Below are 23,098 nucleotides of genomic sequence, written 5' to 3' on the forward strand. Positions count from 1 at the left end.
ATGTCCGCCGCACTGATTATTATTGACCTGATTGAAGAACTGGCTGGCCCGAAGGGGCGAGCTAATCGTTGCCGTGAACAGCTTGAGGCACGGGATGTCATCGCCCACACCAATACGGCTGCGGCTTACGCGCGGATTCGCAAAATCCCGGTGATTTGGGTACGGGTCGGTTTTGCCGATGATTATCATGATATTCCTCCCCATTCACCGTTATTCAACCATCTTAAACAAATCGGAGCACTGCGGTTAAACAACGGAGGCTGCCGCTGGTTACCTGGGTTAGAGATAAAACCTGAAGATTTGCAATTCGAAAAAAAAGCCATTTCCGCCTTTGCTGGTAACAATTTGTTAACGTGGCTCCAGCAACACCACTGCCATCATTTGTTACTGGGTGGCATCAGTACAGCACTGGCCATTGAAAGCACTGCACGGCAGGCACATGACGCCGGTTTCCAGGTCACGGTATTACAAGATCTCTGCGCGGCTCCCACGGAAGATATCCATCAGCAAAGCCTGGAAACCCTGCAAAACCTCGGCAGAGTCATGCCTTCACAGGCCTGGATGAAAAGGTGATGCTGGTGGTTAATCAAGAAATACAACCGACAATTTACCTACATCTTTCATCACTACTTCGGCCTTTAAGGTGCATTTTCTTGTGTTACTATCCCCCATTAAACACTCATTCTACCCATCATTAATACACCGAACCTTCAGCATTAAGTGTTGTGTGTATATTTTATAGAAGGAGCACCGTTATGTGGGGCGTACTTTCTGCGTCATTGTTTTTCTTGCCTTTTAACCGGCTGCTGGCCTGGATTATCTTGGCTGCTTCTGTAGGAATAGGAATATACCATCGCATCCTCACGCCACTCGGCCTGGGCTGGTTGGCCATTATCGCCATTGCAATCTGGCTGCATCAGCAATATCGCGCACAGCGCGCTGTAGCGTTAACCTTGGAAATCTTTTTGGTTGCCTGCTCCGTAGCGCTGTTTTACCACCTGATACCGGGATTCAATAACCCATTGATGGTTGTGCAAGAGAAAGCCGGGCCACTGAGTGCGCCTTATTCTCTGTATTACAATTTTGACAAGGCACTGGTGCCTTTCCTGCTGCTTGCCTGCCTGCCAACGCTGTTTAACGCAGGCAGGGCCGATAAAAAAGTTGGCGCCCGTGCCTGGCTGATTCTGGCGTTGTGTGTACCGGCAGTGTTGCTACTGGCGGTAGCCCTTGGCGGCCTGAAGATTGAACTGCATATGCCACCCTGGATCCTGGCATTTATGATGGCGAATCTGTTCTTTGTTTCTCTGGCGGAAGAAGCGCTGTTTCGGGGTTATTTACAACAACGTCTCCGCCCGTGGCTGGGCGCTTACCCAGCATTACTGCTCACTGCCCTGCTCTTTGGCGCTGCGCACTTCGCCGGGGGGCTACTCATGATTATCTTTGCTACGCTGGCTGGGGGGATTTATGGCTTGGCCTGGATGTGGAGCGGCCGTCTGTGGGTGCCGGTTATTTTTCATTTTGGCTTTAATCTGACACATTTGCTGTTCTTCACTTATCCGCTGTATCAACACCCGTAGCCTGATTGGTTGGCAGTATTTCCTCTGCCAACCAGCCTGATGAAAACGTTACCATTGTCTATAATAAATCTGCTCACCATTGCCTTATGGTGGTAATTTTTACCGAGTGTAAACGATTCCATTATACGCGTTAGATCACCTTTTTCTATCGAAAGGCATGCTATCTTTTTTAAGATTATTTTCTGCAACATATGCGGTCACAGCCTGTCATACAAACAATGAAAGCGATTACATAATACCCCAGAGGTAGATGAAGGAAGTGCTATGCCCGATTTTAATCCTATCGATCACCCACATCGCCGTTTTAATCCGCTCACGGGTCAGTGGGTACTGGTTTCCCCACACCGGGGCAAACGCCCATGGCAGGGCCAGCAAGAGCCTCCTGCGCAGGAAACCTTACCTGCACACGATCCTGACTGTTTTCTTTGCCCTGGCAATCCGCGCGTCACTGGGGATAAAAACCCCGATTATCCAGGCACCTATATTTTTACCAACGATTTTGCGGCGCTGATGCCCGATACACCACTGGCACCGGAAAACGCTGATCCGCTCATGCGCTGCCAAAGCGCACGCGGTATCAGCCGGGTGATCTGCTTTTCGCCCGATCACAGTAAAACACTGCCACAGCTTTCCCTACCGGCGCTGGAACAAGTGATCGCGGCCTGGCAGGAGCAAACCGCCGAGCTGGGCCGCACTTATCCGTGGGTACAGGTGTTTGAAAATAAAGGAGCGGCGATGGGTTGCTCCAATCCCCATCCGCACGGCCAGGTGTGGGCCAACAGTTTTTTGCCGAACGAAGCCGAACGAGAAGATCGCCTGCAACAGGATTATTTCATCCAGCACCGTTCACCCTTGTTGCTGGACTATGTACAGCGCGAACAGGCCGATGGCAGCCGAAACGTGGTGGAAACTGAACACTGGCTCGCGGTGGTTCCTTACTGGGCTGCCTGGCCATTTGAAACTCTGCTGCTGCCAAAAACGGCAGTACAACGCCTTACCGATCTCACGCCTGCACAGAGCTGCGATCTGGCTATCGCACTGAAAAAACTCACCAGCCGCTATGATAATCTGTTCCAGTGCTCCTTCCCCTATTCTATGGGCTGGCACGGTGCCCCTTTCAACGCTGCCGATCATCGCCACTGGCAGTTGCATGCCCATTTCTACCCACCGCTGCTGCGCTCTGCTTCGGTACGCAAATTTATGGTGGGTTACGAAATGCTGGCAGAAACCCAGCGCGATCTGACCGCAGAACAGGCCGCAGAACGCCTGCGTGCCGTTAGCGACCTTCATTACCGTGAAGCCGGAGTGAAATAATGAGCCTCAAAAACCATACTCAAACCCTTTTTAGCGAACACTTTGGCTATGCCCCTACCCTCACTATCCAGGCACCGGGCCGGGTCAACCTGATTGGCGAACACACCGATTACAACGATGGCTTTGTCCTGCCCTGCGCCATTGATTATCAGACGGTGATCAGTGCGGCACAGCGCAGCGATCGCCAGATCCGCGTTTTGGCCGCTGACTATGACAATCAACAGGATCTGTTTGCGCTGGATCAACCTATCGTCAACCACAGCCATCTGCGCTGGGCTGACTACGTACGCGGTGTGGTCAAACACTTGCAGACCCGCAACGCAAATTTTGGCGGGGCCGATCTGGTGATCAGTGGAAATGTACCGCAAGGAGCAGGGCTCAGTTCTTCGGCTTCTTTGGAGGTTGCTGTCGGCCAGGCACTCCAGGCGCTTTACCAATTACCGCTTGATGGCGTAGCCCTCGCATTAAACGGCCAGGAAGCCGAGAATCAGTTTGTTGGCTGTAACTGCGGTATTATGGATCAACTGATCTCCGCACTGGGCCAACAAGATCATGCGCTGCTGATCGATTGCCGTTCACTGGAAACCCGCGCGGTGCCGATGCCGAAAAACGTGGCGGTAGTGATCATCAATTCCAATGTCAAAAGGGGTTTGGTTGACAGCGAATACAATACCCGCCGCCAGCAATGCGAAGCCGCTGCGCGCTTTTTTGGCGTCAAAGCCTTGCGCGATGTCAGCCCGGAGCTGTTTTTCCCAATCCAGCATGAACTCGATCCCATCGTTGCCAAACGCGCGCGCCATGTGATCACCGAAAATCAACGGACTCTGGCTGCTGCCGATGCGCTGGCTGCGGGCAACCTGAAGTTAATGGGTAAATTGATGGCCGAATCACACATTTCCATGCGTGATGACTTCGAAATTACCGTTCCCCCAATCGATACGCTGGTTGAAATTGTTAAAAACACGCTGGGCGATCGCGGCGGTGTGCGTATGACCGGTGGCGGTTTCGGCGGCTGCATCGTGGCGCTGATGCCGTTAGATTTGGTGGAGCCAGTACGCGCTGCGGTGGCACGCGAGTATCCGTTGAAAACGAATGGTTTGCAGGAAACCTTTTACGTCTGCCAGGCATCGCAAGGAGCCAGCCTATGCTGACAGGCGCATCCGCAAACGCCCCCGATGGACAACCCTTTACCCTTACCACCCTACGTAACGCCGGAGGGATGACGGTTACGCTGATGGATTGGGGCGCAACCTGGCTGTCTGCCGTGCTGCCCCTGAAATCGGGTGAAAAACGTGAGCTGCTGTTGGGCTGCAAGACAGCGGCAGATTATTTGCACCAAAAAGCCTATTTGGGTGCCACTATCGGGCGCTATGCCAACCGTATCGCTCACGCCAGCCTGTTGATCGACGGTAAACCACATCCGCTGATCGCCAATCAGGGAGAACACCAGTTACACGGTGGGCCGGAAGGTTTTCATGCTCGCCGTTGGCAGATTTTGTCTCAGGATGAGCAACAGATCACTTATCAGTTGCATTCAGAAGACGGTGATCAGGGATTTCCCGGTGACCTGGAGGTGAAACTGACCTATCGGCTGACCGCCGAGCACCGTTTGGAAATCAGTTATCAGGCTCAGGTTAACCACACCTGCCCGGTCAGCCTGACCAATCACGCCTATTTTAATCTGGATGGCCCTGGCCATGATGCGCGCCAACAGCGGTTACAGTTGTTTGCTGACCGTTATCTGCCCGTCAACAGTGAGGGCATTCCTGGTGCCGATTTAGCCGACGTTACCGGCACCGGTATGGATTTTCGCCAACCGAAAACGCTGCTACGGGATTTTCTGCGTGACCGCGATCAGCAACGGGTAAAAGGCTACGATCACGCCTATCTGTTGCACCGCACCTGCAACGCGCTGGAAAACCCGGCGGCGCACCTGTGGGCGGCAGATGGCAAAGTTGAGTTAACGATATTCACCACGGCACCCGCGCTGCAACTGTACAGCGGTAATTATCTGGGCGGCACCCCTGCGCGCGAAGGCGGTACTTACTCTCATTACGCCGGTATAGCACTGGAGAGTGAGTTTCTGCCCGACAGCCCACACCATCCGGAATGGCCACAGCCGAGTTGCTGGCTGCAACCCGGCCAACGCTATCAGAGCGCCACGCATTATCAATTTCATCCTGTCTGAGCCATTGTGCAGCCAACGAGGCCTCAGCCGGAAACAGCGATTGCCGAGCTACCGAATGCAGTAATATAATGATTTTCGTTATCATTAAACTTTACCCCGAATCATTCGGCATGAATGAGAATGACGCTGGGTATACCAGATTATTAAGGAGTTAAGCTATGGCTGTAACTAAGCTGGTTCTGGTGCGCCACGGCGAAAGCCAGTGGAACAACGAAAACCGCTTCACCGGTTGGTATGATGTTGATCTGTCTGAAAAAGGCCGTACTGAAGCGAAAGCAGCAGGCAAGCTGTTGAAAGATGAGGGTTTCTCTTTTGACTTCGCTTATACTTCCGTTCTGAAGCGTGCTATCCACACCCTGTGGAACATTCTGGATGAGCTCGATCAGGCCTGGTTGCCAACCGAAAAATCCTGGAAATTAAATGAACGCCATTACGGTGCTTTGCAAGGCCTGAATAAATCTGAAACCGCTGAGAAATACGGTGACGAGCAGGTGAAGCAATGGCGCCGCGGTTTTGCGGTGACGCCGCCAGAATTGAGCAAAGATGACGAACGCTATCCTGGCCATGACCCGCGTTATGCGAAACTGACCGACCAAGAGCTGCCAACCACTGAAAGCCTGGCGTTGACTATCGATCGCGTTATCCCTTACTGGAACGACGAAATCCTGCCGCGTATCAAGAGCGGTGAACGCGTGATCGTTGCGGCACACGGTAACTCTCTGCGCGCCCTGGTGAAATACCTGGACAACCTGAGCGAAGATGAAATTCTTGAGCTGAACATCCCAACCGGCGTGCCGCTGGTGTATGAGTTCGACGAGAACATGAAGCCGCTCAAACGCTACTACTTGGGTAATGCCGACGAGATCGCGGCCAAAGCTGCGGCGGTCGCCAATCAGGGTAAAGCGAAATAATCCTTTCCCCCGAAGATGAATGCAAAAAGCCCACGGTGTTTAGCCGCGGGCTTTTTTCTTGGCGACGATCGGGGATTAACCGCGACGCGCTTTCACCGCCGCAGCCAGTTCGCGCAGCACGGTTTCGGTATCTTCCCAGCCGATGCACGCATCGGTAACGCTCTTGCCATAAACCAGCGGCTCACCGCTTTCCAAGCTCTGATTCCCTTCCACCAGATGGCTTTCGATCATCACCCCAATAATGGCTTTCTCACCGTTACGCAGCTGTTTGCAAACGTCTGCATTGACATCCAACTGTCTTTTAAACTGCTTGCTGCTGTTGGCATGGCTGAAATCAATCATCACCTGTGCTGGCAAACCGGCTTTCGCCAGCCCTTCTTTCACTTCTTTTACATGCGCAGCACTGTAGTTTGGCTCTTTACCGCCACGCAGGATGATGTGGCAATCACTGTTACCGCTGGTATTAACAATCGCCGAATGCCCCCATTTGGTGACGGACAGGAAACAGTGCGGCGCACCAGCGGCGTTGATGGCGTCAATCGCGACTTTGATCGTGCCGTCGGTGCCATTTTTGAACCCCACCGGGCAAGACAGGCCGGAAGCCAGTTCGCGGTGAACCTGAGATTCCGTGGTACGAGCACCAATCGCTCCCCAACTCATCAGATCCCCCAAATATTGTGGCGTGATCATGTCAAGAAACTCACTCGCCGCCGGTAAGCCGCTGTCATTGATATCCAGCAGCAGTTTACGTGCCAAGCGCAGGCCATCGTTAATTTGGAAACTATTATCCATCTGCGGGTCGTTAATCAGCCCTTTCCAACCCACGGTAGTACGCGGTTTTTCAAAGTAAACGCGCATCACCACTTCCAATTCGCCACTCAGTTCCTGACGCAACTTCAACAGGCGTGCCGCATACTCTTTAGCCGCTTTGGTGTCATGGATCGAACAAGGCCCAATCACTACCAGCAGACGATCGTCATTACCACGAAGAATCTTGTGAATAGCATTGCGAGCCTGTGACACCGTCTCTGCCGTCTGTTCCGTGGCCGGAAACTTCTCCAGCAAAGCCACCGGCGGCAGGAGTTCCTTAATTTCTTTAATACGTAAATCGTCGTTTTGGTAATTCATAACTTTTCCATTCGGTATCGGGAGGTAGATTGCGCAATGCAGACAACTCCCCAATCTAGCCTGTCAAATCGATGCTGTAAATCACCTTTGAATCGGTGCGCAAACCAGCCCGGCAAATAAACTCCTCACAATGATATTCAGCTCTCTGCCAAAGCCACCTATACTGGCGTTGATCCTGGTCGAATTGCGCACTCCCCTGTTTGGGGTATCGAAAGGATAAACCATGCCTGACTCCACACATCTATCTTTGCCAAAGGACAGCAACAGTAAACGTCTGTTGGCTGCATTTTTAGTCACCGTCGTTTTCATGCTCGTTGAGGTGATCGGCGGGCTGCTTTCCGGCTCATTGGCTCTGCTGGCGGATGCCGGACATATGCTGACTGATGCCGCAGCGCTGCTGGTCGCCTTAATGGCGGTGCATTTTTCACGGCGTCAGCCTAATGCGCGCCACACCTTCGGTTATCTGCGCCTGACCACGCTGGCCGCCTTTCTGAATGCCGCGGCTTTGCTGATGATCGTCATATTCATTCTGTGGGAGGCAGTACGGCGTTTCTTCGCACCACAGCCAGTGATGGGTACGCCCATGTTGATCATCGCCGTAGCAGGGCTGCTGGCCAACCTGTTTACCTTCTGGCTGCTGCATCGCGGCATAGAAGAAAGCAATCTCAACGTGCGCGCCGCCGCCTTGCATGTGCTTGGCGATCTGTTAGGTTCCGTTGGTGCCATCACTGCTGCGATAATTATTCTGGCTACTGGCTGGACACCGATTGATCCGATTCTTTCCGTATTAGTATCTTGCCTGGTGTTGCACAGCGCCTGGCGGCTGTTTAAAGAGAGTGTTCATGAACTGTTGGAAGGAACGCCGCAGGAAGTGGATATCCATAAACTCCAAAAAGATCTATGCCTGAATATCCCGGAAGTGCGGAATATTCATCACGTACACGTATGGCAAATCGGTGAACAGACGCTGATAACGCTGCATGCGCAGGTGATCCCCCCGCACGATCACGATGGATTACTGCGCCGTATTCAGGCTTATCTGCTGGAACATAGCCATATTGGCCATGCGACCATCCAACTGGAATACCAGCACTGCCATGCACCGGACTGCAAGCTGCACCAAACAGCAGAATCCGGTGCTCACGCACATGCCGGCTCCCATTCACCTTTGGAGCATCACCATTAATGCAGCTATTAAACTGAAGAAAGTGGCCTTGAATGATTCTGGGAGGCGCTGCGTATCCACAACCGGGAGCCATTAAGTGCAATCAGCATAAGAATTACGTATTCCAACGCCATCACATAAACACCTTGATAGGCAAAAATCACCACGCTGATCACATTAACCGCTAGCCACAGCAGCCAGTTTTCAACATATTTACGCGTCATCAGGATCATGGCAGCGATAGACAGTACCATCATTGTTGAGTCCCAGAACGGGAATGCATCAGGCTCAAGCGCAGGCAATTGTGCGTTGAACCCCAAGAATTGCATTATTGCCACGGTAAGCTGCGTGAGATAAGCAAAAACGCGGTCGATATTAAACGTCATCAACGCAATCCCACCCACGCAGACAGCCCCCCACACTAATGCTTTAGGCAGTGACAACCAGCGGATCTGGAGTTCAGCCTGGTGATCTTGCGTCTGGCGGCTCCAAGCGTACCAGCCATAAATATTGGCAACAAAGAAGAACAGTTGCAGCAGCAGGCTGGCATAAAGCTGTATCTGGAAAAAAATGACGGCAAACAACGTGACGTTAATCAAACCAAACAGATAGTTGATGATTTTCTCTTTACTGGCATACCAGATACACAGCAAACCAAACAGCGTACTGATAGCCTCAATCCACGACAGATCGTACCCTCCTGCACCAAGAGGAATATGCACCCAAATATTGCTAGTACTGAAAAAATTCATCGCGTTATCCTAATCAGACCGTTAACCTGTACTCAGGCATTCCCTTTTACCGATACCTTCAGCTGTGCTGCAAACTCCAACATGCGATTGAGCGGAAGCAACGCTTTTTCACGCACGGCACTGTCAACAAAAACCTCATGCAAGACACCACCCTGTTCTAACCCTTCGGCAATCGCTTGCAGGCCGTTCATCGCCATCCACGGGCAATGAGCACAGCTGCGACAGGTGGCCCCTTCCCCCGCCGTTGGTGCTTCGAATAACTCTTTGTCTGGGCAAGCCTGCTGCATCTTGTAAAAAATACCGCGATCGGTTGCAACAATCAGTTGCCGATTAGGTAGAACGGTGGCTGCCTGAATCAATTGGCTGGTAGAACCAACCGCATCGGCTAAATCAACCACTGCCTGAGGGGACTCTGGGTGCACCAGGATCGCTGCCTCTGGATACAGTGCTTTCATCTGCATTAAGGCCTGAGTTTTAAACTCATCATGGACGATGCAGGCTCCCTGCCAACACAACACATCAGCGCCGGTCTGTTTCTGCACATAGCGGCCAAGATGACGATCGGGCGCCCAAATGATTTTCTCGCCTAAGCTGTCAAGATGTTCTATCAATTCAACGGCGATGCTGGATGTGACAACCCAATCGGCCCGCGCTTTTACCGCCGCAGACGTATTGGCGTAAACCACCACGGTACGATCTGGATGGCTGTCGCAAAACGCAGTGAATTCAGCCTCTGGGCAACCGAGATCGAGCGAACATTCTGCTTTCAGCGTCGGCATCAGTATCTGTTTTTCCGGGCTGAGGATTTTGGCGGTTTCCCCCATAAAACGCACTCCGGCAACCAGCAGGGTTGAAGCCGGATGCTTGCTGCCGAAACGCGCCATCTCAAGCGAATCAGCAACACATCCCCCAGTCTCCTCTGCCAGAGCCTGGATTTCAGGATCGGTATAATAGTGGGCTACCATGACGGCATTACGCTGCTTGAGCAAGGCTTTAATCTTCTGCCGATAAAAAGCCTTTTCGGTGGCGCTTAACGGCACTGGTTTCGGCGGGAACGGGTATATCATGGTGTCGACATCAAACATTTCACTCATTGCTGCCATCTCTATGCTAGGCTGTTCGTCTGCTGATGAGACAATTTTTTACTTTCCGCAGACACTCCGTTTTATATACTAAACAAAATACCTAAATATCAGCCAAAAGTCGCTGATATTTTTCATTCAATCGAATATTTGTTTAATACATTGAATTTTTATAAAAATAAAACCAAGCATTGAATTGAGATGTTTACATACAAGCCGCTCAATGTAGACACGGTTTGTCTGCGTATCAGTCTTCAATTCATCCATATTGATTAGCACGCGGCAAAGTGGTTGGTTTTAAAAGCAGATATCGGGAGTCTAACAAGAGTGGTTTGTACAGGATAACTCGGCTTCGCCTCGCCCTTCGGGCCATCGCTCACGCGATGTTGTCTCGCGTTGCTCGACTCGAACCTCTACGGTTCTCATCCTTCACGATTTTATTCTGTATTAATTCGTTAGAAATTGGTGGGTCGTGCAGGATAACTCGGCTTCGCCTCGCCCTCCGGGCCATCGCTCACGCGATGTTGTCTCGCGCTGCTCGACTCGAACCTCTACGGTTCTCATCCTTTACGATTTACTCGATACCAGTTCTTTTGGAACTGGTGGGTCGTGCAGGATTCGAACCTGCGACCAATTGATTAAAAGTCAACTGCTCTACCGACTGAGCTAACGACCCGCTGTGTGGTTTATTGCTGAACTGCGTGGAGAACTGTTCCGCGACTCGAACCTCTACGGTTCTCATCCTTCACGATTTACTCTATATCAGTTCTTTTGGAATTGGTGGGTCGTGCAGGATTCGAACCTGCGACCAATTGATTAAAAGTCAACTGCTCTACCGACTGAGCTAACGACCCGCTGCGTGGTTTATTGCTGAACTGCGTGGAAAACTGTTCTGCGACTCAAACCTCTACGGTTCTTATCCTTCACGATTTACTCTATATCAGTTCTTTTGGAATTGGTGGGTCGTGCAGGATTCGAACCTGCGACCAATTGATTAAAAGTCAACTGCTCTACCGACTGAGCTAACGACCCAATTTCCTTGCTGCTTTAATATCTTGCAGATGTCTTGGCAACGGCGGCATATATTACTAATTTATCTTGGCAGCGCAACTTAAATTTTGGCACAACAGGTTCAACTGCTTGTTCTTCACGCGAATGAGCCTAGAAATCGGTCAAAACGACTAACCCCCAGGCGCATTTTTACTTACAGACTGGCTTCGCGTTTCTTTGCCTGTTTTGCTGCATCGCTGGTTGGATATTGCTTGATCACCTGCTGGTAAACGGCTTTGGCTTTATCTACCTGGCCTTTTTCCTGCATGATCACCCCAACTTTAAACATGGCATCCGGTGACTTAGGTGATTTGGGATAATTCTTCACCACTACCGCATAATAGTAAGCCGCATCCTCTTTTTTACCTTTGTTGTAAAACAACTGACCAAGCCAATAGTTGGCATTGGGTTGGTATGTGGATTGTGGATACTGTTTTATGAAAGCCTGAAAAGCGGAGATCGCTTGATCATACTGTTTTTTTTCCAGCGCTAATGAAACCGCAGCATTGTAGTCGCTGTTCTCATCACCCGTAGTCGCCGGGGCCGCAGCGCTGGCTGCAGGTGCAGCAGTATTACTGTCAGTGGCCGCTGCTACGCTGCCAGCCGCTGTGCCTGCTGAACTCTGCGCACCGCTCTGGCTGAGACTATCCATCTGCTGATAGATCTGTTTCTGGCGTTCAACTACCTGATTCAATTGGTACTGGCTTTCCTGGATCTGCCCGCGGAGAGTATCAATATCACGTTGGTTGTCAGAGAGTTGTTGCTGGAGTTGGTTTAAAAGCTGGCTCTGAGCGTTGCTGATACGCTCAAGTGAAGTGACACGGTCTTCGACCGAGCCGGAGCCGACATTACTGATTGGCGCTTGGGCAGTAGCGGCCCATGGAACCGCTACGCCAACCAGTAACGACAGACTCAGCAAGTGACGTCTGAAGTTACTGTTCATACCATTCTCTTAGTAAACCAGAACAGCACGACGGTTTTTAGCCCAAGCCGCTTCGTCGTGGCCCAGAACTGCTGGTTTTTCTTTACCGTAAGAAACGATAGAGATCTGGTCAGCAGAAACGCCTCTGCCTTGCAGGTACATTTTCACTGCGTTAGCACGGCGCTCGCCCAAAGCGATGTTATATTCTGGCGTGCCACGCTCATCCGCGTGCCCTTCAACGGTAACTTTGTAGGAAGGGTTGCTACGCAGGAATGCAGCATGCGCATCCAACATCTGAGAGAACTCAGAGCTGATGTCATATTTGTCAAAACCGAAGTAAACAATGTTGTTTCTCTGCAATTCTTGCATTTGCAGACGAGCTTGTTCCTCAGAAGACAGATTGCTGCTGCCATTTTCTGTACCAGTGCCTGCGCCCATACCAGATTGGTCATTGTTCGCACTTTTGTTAGAACTACAAGCTGCGATAGCCAAAACTGGCAGTGCCAGCAAAAGCCCTTTCAGCACTTTGTTCAGTTGCATTTCTTTGATCCTTTTATAGTTTGCCATACATATTTACACATGCATCACAGATACGGCGACCAGGCAGGAAATTTGACCTGTCCATCAGTTGCCGGAAGACGCGCTTTGAAACGCCCATCTGTCGATACCAACTGCAACACGGAGCCCATACCTTGCGTTGAGCTATAGATCACCATGGTGCCATTCGGTGCGATACTAGGCGTCTCATCCAGGAACGTGTCCGTCAACACTTGAACGGCTCCCGATCCAAGATCTTGTTTGGCAATGTGTTGATTGCCGCTATTGGAACTCACCATCACCAGGAATTTACCATCTGAACTCACATCAGAGTTCTGGTTTTGGCCACCTTCCCAGGTCAAGCGCTGCGGAGCGCCGCCGCTTGCACTAATTTTATAAATCTGAGGGCGCCCACCCTGATCGGAGGTATATGCCAGAGACTGGCTATCAGGGAACCAGCTAGGTTCGGTATTATTACTGCGGCCATCAGTGATCTGGCTGATCTGGCCAGAGGCCAAATTCATTACATACAGATTCAGGCTACCGCTCTTGGACAACGCAAAGGCAAGGCGAGTACCGTCTGGGGAGAATGCAGGTGCACCATTATGGCGCGGGAAAGAAGCCACCTGTTGAACAGCCCCGCTAGCCAGCGTTTGGATAACCAACGCTGAACGGCCACTTTCAAAGGTCACATAAGCCAGTTTGTTACCATCTGGCGACCAGGCAGGAGACATCAGTGGCGCAGGGGAACGGTGTACCACAAACTGATTGTAGCCATCGTAATCCGCTACGCGTAGCTCATGCGGGTATTGGCCACCATTGGTCTGCACTACGTAAGCAATACGAGTACGGAATGCGCCCTTAATACCCGTCAGTTTTTCAAACACTTCGTCACTGGCCGTATGAGCAGAATAACGCAACCATTTCTGGCTCACTTTATATTGATTCTGCGCCAGCACCGTGCCAGGAGAACCCGAAGTGTCTACCAATTGATAGGAAACCAGGTAGTTACCATCCGCACCTGCCTGAATCTGACCCACCACCACGGCATCAATACCTAATGCCGTCCAGGCTGCCGGTGTCACTTCAGACGCAGTGGTCGGCTGCTGCGGCATACGCGCCACATCAATAGGGTTGAATTTACCGCTGTTGCGTAAATCTGCACCAACAATCTGACCAATATCTTCTGGAGGCGTGCCAGGGCCCGCCCATTTAAACGGCACCACACCAATCGGACGAGCTGAATCGACCCCTTGGGTAATTTCAATGCGAACTTCCGCGTGTAGCACGGCAGCCCACAGGACTAACAAACCTAACACTACTCGAAATGCCTGCTTCATCTCATCTCCCTTATCCAGGCGGGATGCCCACGATAAATTAGCAGAATTTTAACAAACCAACGCTAATAAAACTACGTTTACCCACTGCCTGCCAAATTTACAGCGTATAACGCTGCAATCTGAAAGATAGAAGATAAAATCCCTGTTGGTTACCTTAGTACATCCTTGCTTATGACCCAGCTAAAACAACCGTTATTGTGGTTTAAATACAAGAGGAGCATTCTTAAACACCTCATATACCGCCTGACTGGGTGGTTTAGGAATATGTGCCTGTTTTGCTGCGGCTATCGCTGCCTGACATAAAGCAGGATCCCCACCCTCTGCTTTCACATCAATCAGCAAACCATCTGGTGCCAATTTAATCCGCAGATCGCAGGTTCTCCCTTTATAAAGATCGGCATCATAAAACTTGCTCTGTATTGCAGCAGTAATCTGCCCTAAATAACCACTGATTTCAGCCCCACTGGCCCCAGCAGTTTTGGCATTGCCTTGCCCCGCCGGTTTACCATTGCCTTTCTGTTTGGCACCCTCACCTTTCGGCGCATTTTTGCCATCCGCCAAACCACCAAACAGATCGTCCACTTCCGCTGACTGTTTAGCCGCTTCAGCCGCTGCTTTTTTCTTGGCATCTGCCGCTTTTTTCGCTTCCGCAGCCTTCTCAGCCGCAGCGGCTTTTTTCGCTTCCTCTGCTGCTGCCTTCTTCTCTGCTTCTTCAGCCGCTTTTTTCTCAGCTTGGGCAGCCGCTGCTTTCTTGGCCTCTTCCGCCTGTTTCTTGGCAGCGGCGGCAGCGGCAGCTTCTTTCTTGGCTTCCGCTTCTGCTTTCTTCTGCGCATCAGCTTGGGCTTTGGCTATTCTATCGGCCTCTGCTTTGGCTTTGGCTGCGGCCTGTTCAGCCACTTTCTGCTGTTCTATCGCCTTCGCGGCTGCGGCTTCTGCCGCTTTCTGCTGTTCAGCCGCCTGTTGTTGTTGCTCGGCGGCCTTTTTCTGCTGCTCTGCCTGTACTTTGGCATCCTGCGCCGCTTTTTCCTGCGCAGCCAGGCGTTCCTGCTCAAGCTCTTTCAGGCGCTGCTGTTCCGCAGCCTGTTTCTGCTGTAATTCTTCCGCCTGCTGCTCCGCCTTTTTCTGGCGCTGCTTTTCTGCACGCTGTGCATCGCTGCTCTGCTGTTGCTGGCGGTTATACTGCTCCACCACGGCCCCAGGATCGACCATTACTGCACCGACGACGGAACCTTCACCACCACCGCCTGCGCTCATTTCAGCGTTTTCGTGCAGCGATCCCCATATCAACAGGGCAATCAACAGGATGTGCAGAACGACCGAAACAATAACGGCGCGATTCAGCTTATCGTTTTGCTCAGTTGCCTTTACCAAAATAGAGTCCCAAAAACTGGTGCTAAAACGAGGTTTCCGCCTTACTGATGCAGAAACCGGGTTACCTGTCACCTTACGATCAAATTGGCTGAGTCATCAGCCCTACAGAAGCCACGCCTGCCTGATGGAGAATATTCAATGCTTTGATAATCTCATCATAGGGTACTTCCTTTGCCCCACCGATCAGAAAGACCGTTTTCGGGTTAGCCGCTAAGCGTGACCGGGCTTCAGCCGCAACCTGCTCGGGCGGCAACAACTCCATACGATTATGATCGGCGACCAAGGTATATTGGCCCACACCGGAAACTTCCAGAATTACCGGCGGATTGTCGTCGCTGGACACCGTTTTTGAATCAGTGGCATCTGGCAAATCAACTTCAACGCTTTGGGTAATGATTGGCGCGGTTGCCATAAAGATCAGCAGCAACACCAGTAATACGTCCAACAACGGAACAATATTGATTTCTGATTTCAGCTCACGACGTTTACGACCACGAACTCTCGCCATGCTACCTCCTACCTTTATTTGCTGTCGTTGGAGAAGGCCTGACGATGCAGAATAGCGGTAAACTCTTCCATAAAGTTGTCGTAATTCTGCTCAAGCTTGTTAACACGCTGATTTAGGCGGTTGTAAGCCATAACGGCGGGGATCGCGGCAAACAAACCTATCGCAGTCGCGATCAACGCTTCCGCGATACCTGGCGCCACCATTTGCAACGTGGCCTGTTTGACTGCGCCTAAAGCAATAAAGGCATGCATAATTCCCCAAACGGTACCAAACAGGCCGATATACGGGCTGATAGATCCTACTGTACCAAGGAAGGGAATATGTGTTTCCAGGGTTTCCAACTCACGGTTCATCGAAATACGCATCGCACGCGATGCTCCTTCGATCACAGACTCTGGCGCATGGCTGTTGGCACGGTGCAAACGGGCAAATTCTTTAAAACCGGAATAGAAAATTTGCTCTGAGCCCGCCAGACTATCGCGGCGAGCCTGGCTTTCCTGATACAAACGGGAAAGCTCAATACCAGACCAGAATTTGTCTTCGAAGGCTTCGGCATCGCGGGTGGCCGCATTCAAAATACGGGTACGCTGAATGATGATCGCCCAAGAAGCCACTGAAAAACATATCAAAATCAACATGATAAGCTTAACCAGCAGGCTTGCCTTCAAGAATAAATCTAGGATGTTCATGTCAGTCACTGCTTAAACTCCGCGACAATAGACTTAGGAAGCGCTATCGGCTTCATTTGGTGTGGATCAATACATGCAATCAATACATCGGCCTCACTTAACAGAGTACCGCTAGAATTGACAATGCGTTGAGCAAACGTGAGAGAGGCCCCACGCATTGAGGTGATTTCGCTCTGCACTTCCAGCAGGTCATCAAGACGAGCCGGTAACAGATAATCCACCGTCATGCGCCGGACAGCAAAAGCGACATGTTCACTGAGCAGTTGCTGCTGATGAAAGTTATGCTGACGCAACATTTCTGTGCGCGCTCTTTCATAAAAGGCGACGTAGCGAGCATGGTAAACCACACCTCCGGCATCGGTGTCTTCATAGTAGACGCGAACCGGCCATCGAAACAACGTATTACTCACGATACTTCCAAGCCAAGGCAATTTAACGCTGCTACTATACGCAAGACGGATCGGGTTGGGAATGGGTTACCGGATGGGAAAGCAAATAATTATGGGCCTGAATGGCCCATAACACGGGGATATACAGTAGATTATAAAGAAACGTAAAGTAATCCTGCACTCAGGATGACGATCGCAGGTAACGGTGCAAAAAATGCACGCCAAAACACTCGTTGAGGCCGAAACCCAACGCCGTGGATCAGACCTGCACACACCGCCCAGATCAGCAGGATGCCCTGCCAAATCTCCAGCGAACTAGTACGCGCCGCAAAACGGCTCGGGTCCCAGAATATACATCCCGCTAAAATCAACGCTAACACTAATGAAAGGGCCCGAAGTGGGCCCTTATCGGTGATAGCGTACAGCTTATCAATAAGCAATGAGCTCATTACTGGCCGTCTTGCTGTGCTTTTGAATCTTCACTGTGCTCAAGCGCCAGCGCCGTAATAATACCAAAGGCACAGGCAAGAAGCGTTCCGAGGATCCAGGCAAAATACCACATGGTTTAGCTCCTTTTGCTTAGTACAGTGAATGCTTGTTGTTTTCGATAAACTGCTTATCCAGGCGACCAGACATTTTGTAGTACGACCAACAGGTGTACGCCAGAACAATCGGCACGAAGATAATCGCCACAACGGTCATCACTTGCAGTGTGAACAAGCTGGAAGTCGCATCCCACATGGTCAGACTGACATTAGGCACGGTGCTTGAAGGCATAACAAACGGGAACATGGTTACCCCTGCCGTCAGAATCACACAAGCAGTCGTCAGCGACGAAGTCAGGAATGCCAATGCCCCTTTCTCCATACGAGAAAACAGGATGGTGCACAATGGCAAGAGTACGCCCAACGCCGGTAACGCCCACAAAATCGGATGATTGTTGTAGTTGATCAACCAGGCGCCTGCCTGGTGAGCAACGGTTTTACGCAACGGATTGGATTCCGCCGCCGTATCCAGCGCTGAGGTAACCACGAAACCGTCGATTCCCATCACCAGCCAGATACCCGCCAACAAGAAGCATACTGCCATTACCAGAGTCGCAATCTGTGCCGCAGCGCGTGAACGCAGGTGGAGTTCACCTGTGGTACGCATCTGCAAGTAAGTTGCACCCTGAGTCACCAGCATAGTCAGGCTGACAATACCAGCCAGCAGAGCAAACGGATTCAGCAGTTGGAAGAAATTACCCGTGTAGAACAGGCGCATGTATTCATTAACATGGAAAGGTACCCCTTGCAGCAGGTTACCAAACGCCACACCGAATACTACGGCAGGTACAAAACTGCCGATAAAGATGCCCCAATCCCACAGATTACGCCAACGGCTGTTTTCCAGCTTCGAACGATAATCAAAACCGATCGGGCGAAAGAACAACGCTGCCAACACCAGGATCATTGCTATATAAAAGCCAGAGAAAGCAGCGGCATAAACCATCGGCCAGGCGGCAAACAACGCCCCCCCTGCGGTGATCAGCCATACCTGGTTACCGTCCCAGTGCGGAGCAATGGAGTTGATCATCACCCGGCGTTCAGTGTCACTTTTGGTTAATACAGGCATCAGAATACCGACACCCATATCAAAACCATCCGTCACTGCGAAACCGATCAGCAATACGCCAACCAGAACCCACCAGACAAATCGTAATACTTCATAGTCAAACATAAGTGGACTCCTGTTTAGCGCGCTTCCTGCAAGGTGGCAGCCGATTGTTCAAAATGATAGCGGCCAGTTTTCAGGCTGCTTGGCCCCAGACGCGCAAACTTGAACATCAGGTACATTTCAGCCACCAGGAACAGAGTGTACAAGCCGCAAATCAGCCCCATAGAGAACAGTATATCGCCAGCGGTTAGCGAAGAGGTGGCGACTGCGGTTGGCAGCACCTCACCTATCGCCCACGGCTGACGGCCATATTCTGCCACGAACCAGCCTGCTTCCACTGCAATCCAAGGTAATGGGATACCGTACAACGCAGCGCGATGCAGCCATTTTTTCTCGCCGATGCGGCCACGCAAGACGCTCCAGAACGACATACCGATGATAACCAGCATGATCACGCCACAGGCCACCATGATACGGAACGCGAAATACAATGGAGCAACACGTGGAATAGAATCGTTGGTTGCCTGTTGGATCTGCGTTTCTGTCGCATCGGTAACATTTTCAGTGTAGCGTTTCAACAGCAGGCCATAGCCCAAGTCCTGTTTGATGTTATTGAATTCAGTACGCACAGCCGGATCGGTGTTACCACCGCGCAGTTCTTCCAGCAGTTGGTAGGCTTTCATACCGTTACGGATACGTACCTGATGTTGCACCATCAGATCCCGCAGACCGATAACCGGCGTATCAAAAGAACGGGTAGCAATCAGGCCAAGCGCCCATGGGATCTGGATCGCAAAGGAGTTTTCCATCCGCTCCTGATTCGGAATACCGAACAGAGTGAAGGCGGCGGGTGCTGGTTGAGTGTCCCATTCGGCTTCAATAGCCGCCAGTTTGGTTCTCTGCACATCCCCCATTTCATAGCCGGATTCATCACCCAGTACGATAACGGAAAGAATCGCAGCCATCCCAAAGCTGGCCGCAATGGCGAAGGAGCGTTTGGCAAAGGCAATGTCACGGCCTTTCAGCAGATAGTAAGAGCTGATACCTAAAATGAACATTGCACCGGTGGTGTAACCAGAAGCGACGGTATGGACAAACTTCACCTGCGCAACTGGGTTCAATACCAGTTCAGAGAAGCTGACCATTTCCATACGCATGGTTTCGAAGTTGAAGTCAGAAGCAATCGGATTCTGCATCCAGCCGTTAGCCACCAAGATCCACAGCGCAGACAGGTTTGAACCAAGAGCCACAAACCAGGTCACCGTTAGGTGCTGTATTTTACTCAAGCGATCCCAACCGAAGAAGAACAAACCGACCAGTGTTGATTCAAGGAAGAACGCCATCAGACCTTCGATGGCCAACGGTGCCCCGAAGATATCACCGACGTAATGGGAGAAATATGACCAGTTAGTCCCGAATTGGAACTCCATGGTCAACCCGGTGGCCACACCCAAGGCAAAGTTAATCGCAAATAACTTTCCCCAGAATTTGGTCATATCTTTATAGATTTGTTTGCCGGTCAGCACATATACCGTTTCCATAATTGCCAACAAAAACGCCATACCGAGCGTTAATGGGACAAATAGAAAATGATACATCGCTGTTAAAGCAAACTGTAAGCGCGACAGTTCGACAATATCAAACATCTTGACTCCTTGCTCCTCGCAGGAAGACTCCGACTTGCGGTTATCAGCATGGCTCAATAAAGAGTTGCCGGTAACGCCCCGCAGTGAATGCCCTTAAAAACAACAAAATTTGATCCAGTCTCTCCGCTTTCAACCGCACATTCGTAGTCAAGCCACAGTGGCCGAAAACAAACACACCAATGAAAACCGACAGCGGGTAACAAATGCAACAAGATTAACCATCCCTAATTACACAATGGCATGATACTCGCCAAATCCCATACAATAAATAGGTTTTTACGTGATGTGGGTTAGACTTTTGGCGACAGGTCAAGAATAAGCGGGAAGAGGTACTCCAGCTTATTTTGATCTAAAACAATTTAAGCCTATCTGCCTATTATTTCCATATTGATCTTACATATTTTACGTAATTTTCCTGCTTATATGTTACATAACAGGTTAATTGTTTTTTATTGATACTTTTATGTTAAATAAATGTAACCCAAAATAACCTGCGCTGTATTAATTAATAATCTCTACACAATTTATATTAACTTTTTATTTTCAATAAATAATTACAGTGAGTTAACTCACAGTTCAGCTTTTTATTAACTAAGCATAGACTACGTTGAGAGGTTGGTCCCAAATCATGTAAATACCGTATTTTGAATAGGGAAAGTCTGCCCGCCGGCAGCAAAAATGTTCATTTATCACTCAATTAAAAGCCCAAAAAAAAGCCACCCATAAAGAGTGGCCAAACATATCGAGATATTGTTGCTGAATCAGCGATTCAATACGGCTTTCACTGCGTCACCGATATCAGCCAGGCTGCGCACGGTTTTAACCCCTGCCGCTTCCAGCGCCGCGAATTTCTCATCCGCAGTACCTTTGCCGCCCGCAATGATGGCCCCTGCATGGCCCATACGCTTGCCTTTCGGCGCGGTAACACCAGCGATGTAACCAACAACCGGCTTGGTGACATGGTGTTTGATGTAAGCTGCCGCTTCTTCTTCAGCGCTGCCACCGATCTCACCGATCATCACAATTGCTTCAGTCTGCGGATCTTGCTGGAACATCTTCAGAATATCGATGAAGTTAGAACCTGGGATCGGGTCGCCACCAATCCCTACGCAGGTTGACTGCCCCAAACCTGCGTCAGTGGTTTGTTTTACCGCTTCATAAGTGAGAGTACCCGAACGGGAAACAATGCCCACTTTGCCTGGCAGATGGATATGGCCAGGCATGATGCCGATCTTACATTCACCCGGTGTAATCACGCCTGGGCAGTTCGGGCCGATCATACGTACACCGGCTTCATCCAGCTTCACTTTCACCGTCAGCATATCCAGCGTTGGAATACCTTCCGTGATAGTGATGATCAGTTTGATGCCTGCATCAATCGCTTCCAGAATGGAGTCTTTACAGAATGGAGCTGGGACATAGATAACAGAGGCGGTTGCACCCGTTGCTTCAACCGCTTCACGCACCGTATTGAACACTGGCAAACCCAGATGCACTGTGCCGCCTTTGCCCGGCGTCACCCCACCCACCATTTTGGTACCGTAAGCGATAGCCTGTTCTGAGTGGAAAGAACCTTGACTGCCCGTGAAACCCTGGCAAATGACTTTAGTATTCTTATCGATTAAAATGGACATTATTTACCCTCCACTGCCGCAACAACTTGCTGAGCCGCATCAGTCAGGCTGGTCGCAGCAATGATATTCAGACCGCTGTCCGCCAGTTTCTTGGCGCCCAATTCGGCATTGTTCCCTTCAAGACGCACCACCACCGGGACGTTAACGCCCACCTCAGCAACGGCACCAATGATGCCGTCGGCGATCAGATCGCAACGCACGATACCACCGAAAATATTCACCAGAACCGCTTTCACCTTGTCATCAGACAGAATGATTTTAAACGCTTCAGTCACGCGCTCTTTGGTCGCACCGCCGCCCACATCCAGGAAGTTGGCAGGTTCGCCGCCGTGCAATTTCACGATGTCCATGGTGCCCATCGCCAGACCGGCACCGTTCACCATGCAACCGATATTGCCATCGAGCGCAACATAGTTCAGCTCCCACTGAGCGGCACGGGATTCACGCTCATCCTCTTGAGAAGGATCGCGCATTTCACGCAGTTCAGGCTGGCGGAACAACGCGTTACCATCGGCACCCAACTTACCATCCAGGCAAATCAAATCGCCCTGTTTGGTGATCACCAACGGATTGATCTCAACCATCGCCAGATCGCGCTCCAGGAACAACGTCGCCAATCCCATGAAGATTTTGGCAAACTGACTGACTTGCTTGCCGGTCAGACCCAGTTTAAACGCCAGTTCACGACCTTGATAAGGCTGCGGGCCTGCCAGCGGATCGATGGTCATTTTGTGGATCAGTTCCGGGGTTTCTTCCGCAACTTTTTCGATCTCAACGCCACCTTCGGTAGATGCCATAAACACGACACGACGAGTACTACGGTCAACTACCGCACCCAAATACAGTTCTTTGTCGATATCGGTTGCCGCTTCCACCAGGATTTGATGAACCGGTTGCCCTAACGCATCGGTCTGGTAAGTCACCAAACGCTTACCCAACCAAGCTTCAGCAAAAGCACGGATATCTTCTTTGCTGTTAACAACTTTAACACCGCCTGCTTTACCACGGCCACCAGCATGCACCTGACATTTTACTACCCACGGGCCGGAACCGATTTTAGAGGCGGCTTCTTCTGCTTCACGTGGTGTAGTACAGGCATAACCGGTTGGTGCAGGCATGCCATACCGAGCAAACAGTTGTTTTGCCTGATATTCGTGTAAATTCATGATGTTCTATCCATTCAGGTCTGAAAGTTTTAGCCTAGCGCCTTCAAGCGATCTGAGCGCAGGCCACATAGCA

The 23,098-nt window shown here is 50.8% G+C and carries 23 protein-coding genes, 3 tRNA genes and 2 other RNA genes; 7 read left to right on the forward strand and 21 right to left on the reverse strand.

Annotation, left to right across the window (positions count from 1 at the left end; genetic code table 11):
• The 6 genes from Z042_RS20610 (at nt 1) to gpmA (ending at nt 5,990) form a co-directional block, all read left to right on the forward strand.
• Complete coding sequence (locus Z042_RS20610; protein ID WP_024911574.1) at nt 1–573, forward strand: cysteine hydrolase family protein; 573 nt, start codon at nt 1–3, stop codon at nt 571–573.
• A 182-nt stretch (nt 574–755) separates the two neighbouring features.
• Entirely contained in the window at nt 756–1,577 is an 822-nt protein-coding gene (locus tag Z042_RS20615) for a CPBP family intramembrane glutamic endopeptidase (RefSeq protein WP_024911573.1), read from the forward strand.
• Between the two features lie 264 nt (nt 1,578–1,841).
• Complete coding sequence (galT, locus tag Z042_RS20625) at nt 1,842–2,891, forward strand: galactose-1-phosphate uridylyltransferase (RefSeq protein ID WP_024911571.1); 1,050 nt, start codon at nt 1,842–1,844, stop codon at nt 2,889–2,891.
• On the forward strand, nt 2,891–4,042 hold the full coding sequence (gene galK / locus Z042_RS20630) for a galactokinase (RefSeq protein ID WP_024911570.1): 1,152 nt from the start codon (nt 2,891–2,893) through the stop codon (nt 4,040–4,042). The genes galT and galK overlap by 1 nt, the downstream gene beginning before the upstream one ends.
• Nucleotides 4,036–5,079: a galactose-1-epimerase gene (gene galM / locus Z042_RS20635; protein ID WP_024911569.1), complete on the forward strand. Its 1,044-nt coding sequence runs from the start codon at nt 4,036–4,038 to the stop codon at nt 5,077–5,079. Before galK ends, galM begins: the two co-directional genes overlap by 7 nt.
• 158 nt (nt 5,080–5,237) lie before the next feature.
• Nucleotides 5,238–5,990 (forward strand): 2,3-diphosphoglycerate-dependent phosphoglycerate mutase, encoded by a 753-nt coding sequence (gpmA, locus tag Z042_RS20640; protein WP_024911568.1) that lies wholly within the window; start codon nt 5,238–5,240, stop codon nt 5,988–5,990.
• 75 nt (nt 5,991–6,065) lie between these two features.
• On the opposite strand, the gene aroG is transcribed toward gpmA, so the two are convergent.
• On the reverse strand, nt 6,066–7,118 hold the full coding sequence (aroG, locus tag Z042_RS20645) for a 3-deoxy-7-phosphoheptulonate synthase AroG (RefSeq protein ID WP_024911567.1): 1,053 nt from the start codon (nt 7,116–7,118) through the stop codon (nt 6,066–6,068).
• Between the two features lie 223 nt (nt 7,119–7,341).
• On the opposite strand from aroG, the gene zitB reads away from it, so the two are divergent.
• A complete protein-coding gene (zitB, locus tag Z042_RS20650; RefSeq protein WP_024911566.1) occupies nt 7,342–8,304 on the forward strand; it encodes a CDF family zinc transporter ZitB in 963 nt (320 codons plus the stop codon).
• Nucleotides 8,305–8,312: 8 nt separating this feature from the next.
• On the opposite strand, the gene pnuC is transcribed toward zitB, so the two are convergent.
• The 20 genes from pnuC to sucC all read right to left on the reverse strand — a co-directional run bounded on the left by pnuC (nt 8,313) and on the right by sucC (nt 23,025).
• Entirely contained in the window at nt 8,313–9,035 is a 723-nt protein-coding gene (gene pnuC / locus Z042_RS20655; RefSeq protein ID WP_024911565.1) for a nicotinamide riboside transporter PnuC, read from the reverse strand.
• A 32-nt stretch (nt 9,036–9,067) separates the two neighbouring features.
• A complete protein-coding gene (gene nadA / locus Z042_RS20660) occupies nt 9,068–10,129 on the reverse strand; it encodes a quinolinate synthase NadA (protein ID WP_024911564.1) in 1,062 nt (353 codons plus the stop codon).
• Nucleotides 10,130–10,442: 313 nt separating this feature from the next.
• Nucleotides 10,443–10,564, reverse strand: a non-coding RNA gene (locus Z042_RS25310) — RtT sRNA.
• Between the two features lie 16 nt (nt 10,565–10,580).
• Nucleotides 10,581–10,702, reverse strand: a non-coding RNA gene (locus Z042_RS25315) — RtT sRNA.
• A 15-nt stretch (nt 10,703–10,717) separates the two neighbouring features.
• A tRNA-Lys gene (locus Z042_RS20665) sits at nt 10,718–10,793 on the reverse strand.
• Between the two features lie 102 nt (nt 10,794–10,895).
• Nucleotides 10,896–10,971 (reverse strand) — tRNA-Lys (locus Z042_RS20670).
• A gap of 102 nt (nt 10,972–11,073) precedes the next feature.
• Nucleotides 11,074–11,149, reverse strand: a tRNA-Lys gene (locus tag Z042_RS20675).
• 172 nt (nt 11,150–11,321) lie between these two features.
• Entirely contained in the window at nt 11,322–12,110 is a 789-nt protein-coding gene (gene cpoB / locus Z042_RS20680; RefSeq protein WP_024911563.1) for a cell division protein CpoB, read from the reverse strand.
• A gap of 9 nt (nt 12,111–12,119) precedes the next feature.
• Entirely contained in the window at nt 12,120–12,629 is a 510-nt protein-coding gene (pal, locus tag Z042_RS20685) for a peptidoglycan-associated lipoprotein Pal (protein WP_024911562.1), read from the reverse strand.
• 44 nt (nt 12,630–12,673) lie between these two features.
• Nucleotides 12,674–13,966, reverse strand: coding sequence for a Tol-Pal system beta propeller repeat protein TolB (gene tolB, locus Z042_RS20690; RefSeq protein ID WP_024911561.1), 1,293 nt, complete (start codon nt 13,964–13,966; stop codon nt 12,674–12,676).
• A 192-nt stretch (nt 13,967–14,158) separates the two neighbouring features.
• Nucleotides 14,159–15,337 (reverse strand): cell envelope integrity protein TolA, encoded by a 1,179-nt coding sequence (tolA, locus tag Z042_RS20695; protein ID WP_024911560.1) that lies wholly within the window; start codon nt 15,335–15,337, stop codon nt 14,159–14,161.
• Nucleotides 15,338–15,416: 79 nt separating this feature from the next.
• Nucleotides 15,417–15,845: a colicin uptake protein TolR gene (tolR, locus tag Z042_RS20700; protein ID WP_024911559.1), complete on the reverse strand. Its 429-nt coding sequence runs from the start codon at nt 15,843–15,845 to the stop codon at nt 15,417–15,419.
• 14 nt (nt 15,846–15,859) lie between these two features.
• Nucleotides 15,860–16,543: a Tol-Pal system protein TolQ gene (gene tolQ, locus Z042_RS20705; protein WP_024911558.1), complete on the reverse strand. Its 684-nt coding sequence runs from the start codon at nt 16,541–16,543 to the stop codon at nt 15,860–15,862.
• Nucleotides 16,540–16,944 carry a tol-pal system-associated acyl-CoA thioesterase gene (gene ybgC / locus Z042_RS20710; protein WP_024911557.1) on the reverse strand — a complete coding sequence of 135 codons (405 nt, stop codon included), beginning with the start codon at nt 16,942–16,944 and terminating at the stop codon, nt 16,540–16,542. Before ybgC ends, tolQ begins: the two co-directional genes overlap by 4 nt.
• A gap of 131 nt (nt 16,945–17,075) precedes the next feature.
• On the reverse strand, nt 17,076–17,372 hold the full coding sequence (ybgE, locus tag Z042_RS20715) for a cyd operon protein YbgE (RefSeq protein WP_024911556.1): 297 nt from the start codon (nt 17,370–17,372) through the stop codon (nt 17,076–17,078).
• Complete coding sequence (cydX, locus tag Z042_RS25320) at nt 17,372–17,485, reverse strand: cytochrome bd-I oxidase subunit CydX (RefSeq protein WP_071882853.1); 114 nt, start codon at nt 17,483–17,485, stop codon at nt 17,372–17,374. The genes ybgE and cydX overlap by 1 nt, the downstream gene beginning before the upstream one ends.
• A gap of 17 nt (nt 17,486–17,502) precedes the next feature.
• Nucleotides 17,503–18,642 (reverse strand): cytochrome d ubiquinol oxidase subunit II, encoded by a 1,140-nt coding sequence (gene cydB, locus Z042_RS20720; RefSeq protein WP_024911555.1) that lies wholly within the window; start codon nt 18,640–18,642, stop codon nt 17,503–17,505.
• A 14-nt stretch (nt 18,643–18,656) separates the two neighbouring features.
• The gene (gene cydA, locus Z042_RS20725; RefSeq protein ID WP_024911554.1) at nt 18,657–20,225 is read right to left on the reverse strand and encodes a cytochrome ubiquinol oxidase subunit I; all 1,569 of its coding nucleotides are present in this window, start codon (nt 20,223–20,225) and stop codon (nt 18,657–18,659) included.
• Nucleotides 20,226–20,986: 761 nt separating this feature from the next.
• The gene (sucD, locus tag Z042_RS20730) at nt 20,987–21,859 is read right to left on the reverse strand and encodes a succinate--CoA ligase subunit alpha (RefSeq protein ID WP_024911553.1); all 873 of its coding nucleotides are present in this window, start codon (nt 21,857–21,859) and stop codon (nt 20,987–20,989) included.
• Complete coding sequence (gene sucC / locus Z042_RS20735; RefSeq protein ID WP_024911552.1) at nt 21,859–23,025, reverse strand: ADP-forming succinate--CoA ligase subunit beta; 1,167 nt, start codon at nt 23,023–23,025, stop codon at nt 21,859–21,861. Before sucC ends, sucD begins: the two co-directional genes overlap by 1 nt.
• Nucleotides 23,026–23,098: the final 73 nt, after the last annotated feature.

Origin of the sequence: Chania multitudinisentens RB-25 (assembly GCF_000520015.2) — a bacterium.
Lineage (GTDB): Bacteria > Pseudomonadota > Gammaproteobacteria > Enterobacterales > Enterobacteriaceae > Chania > Chania multitudinisentens.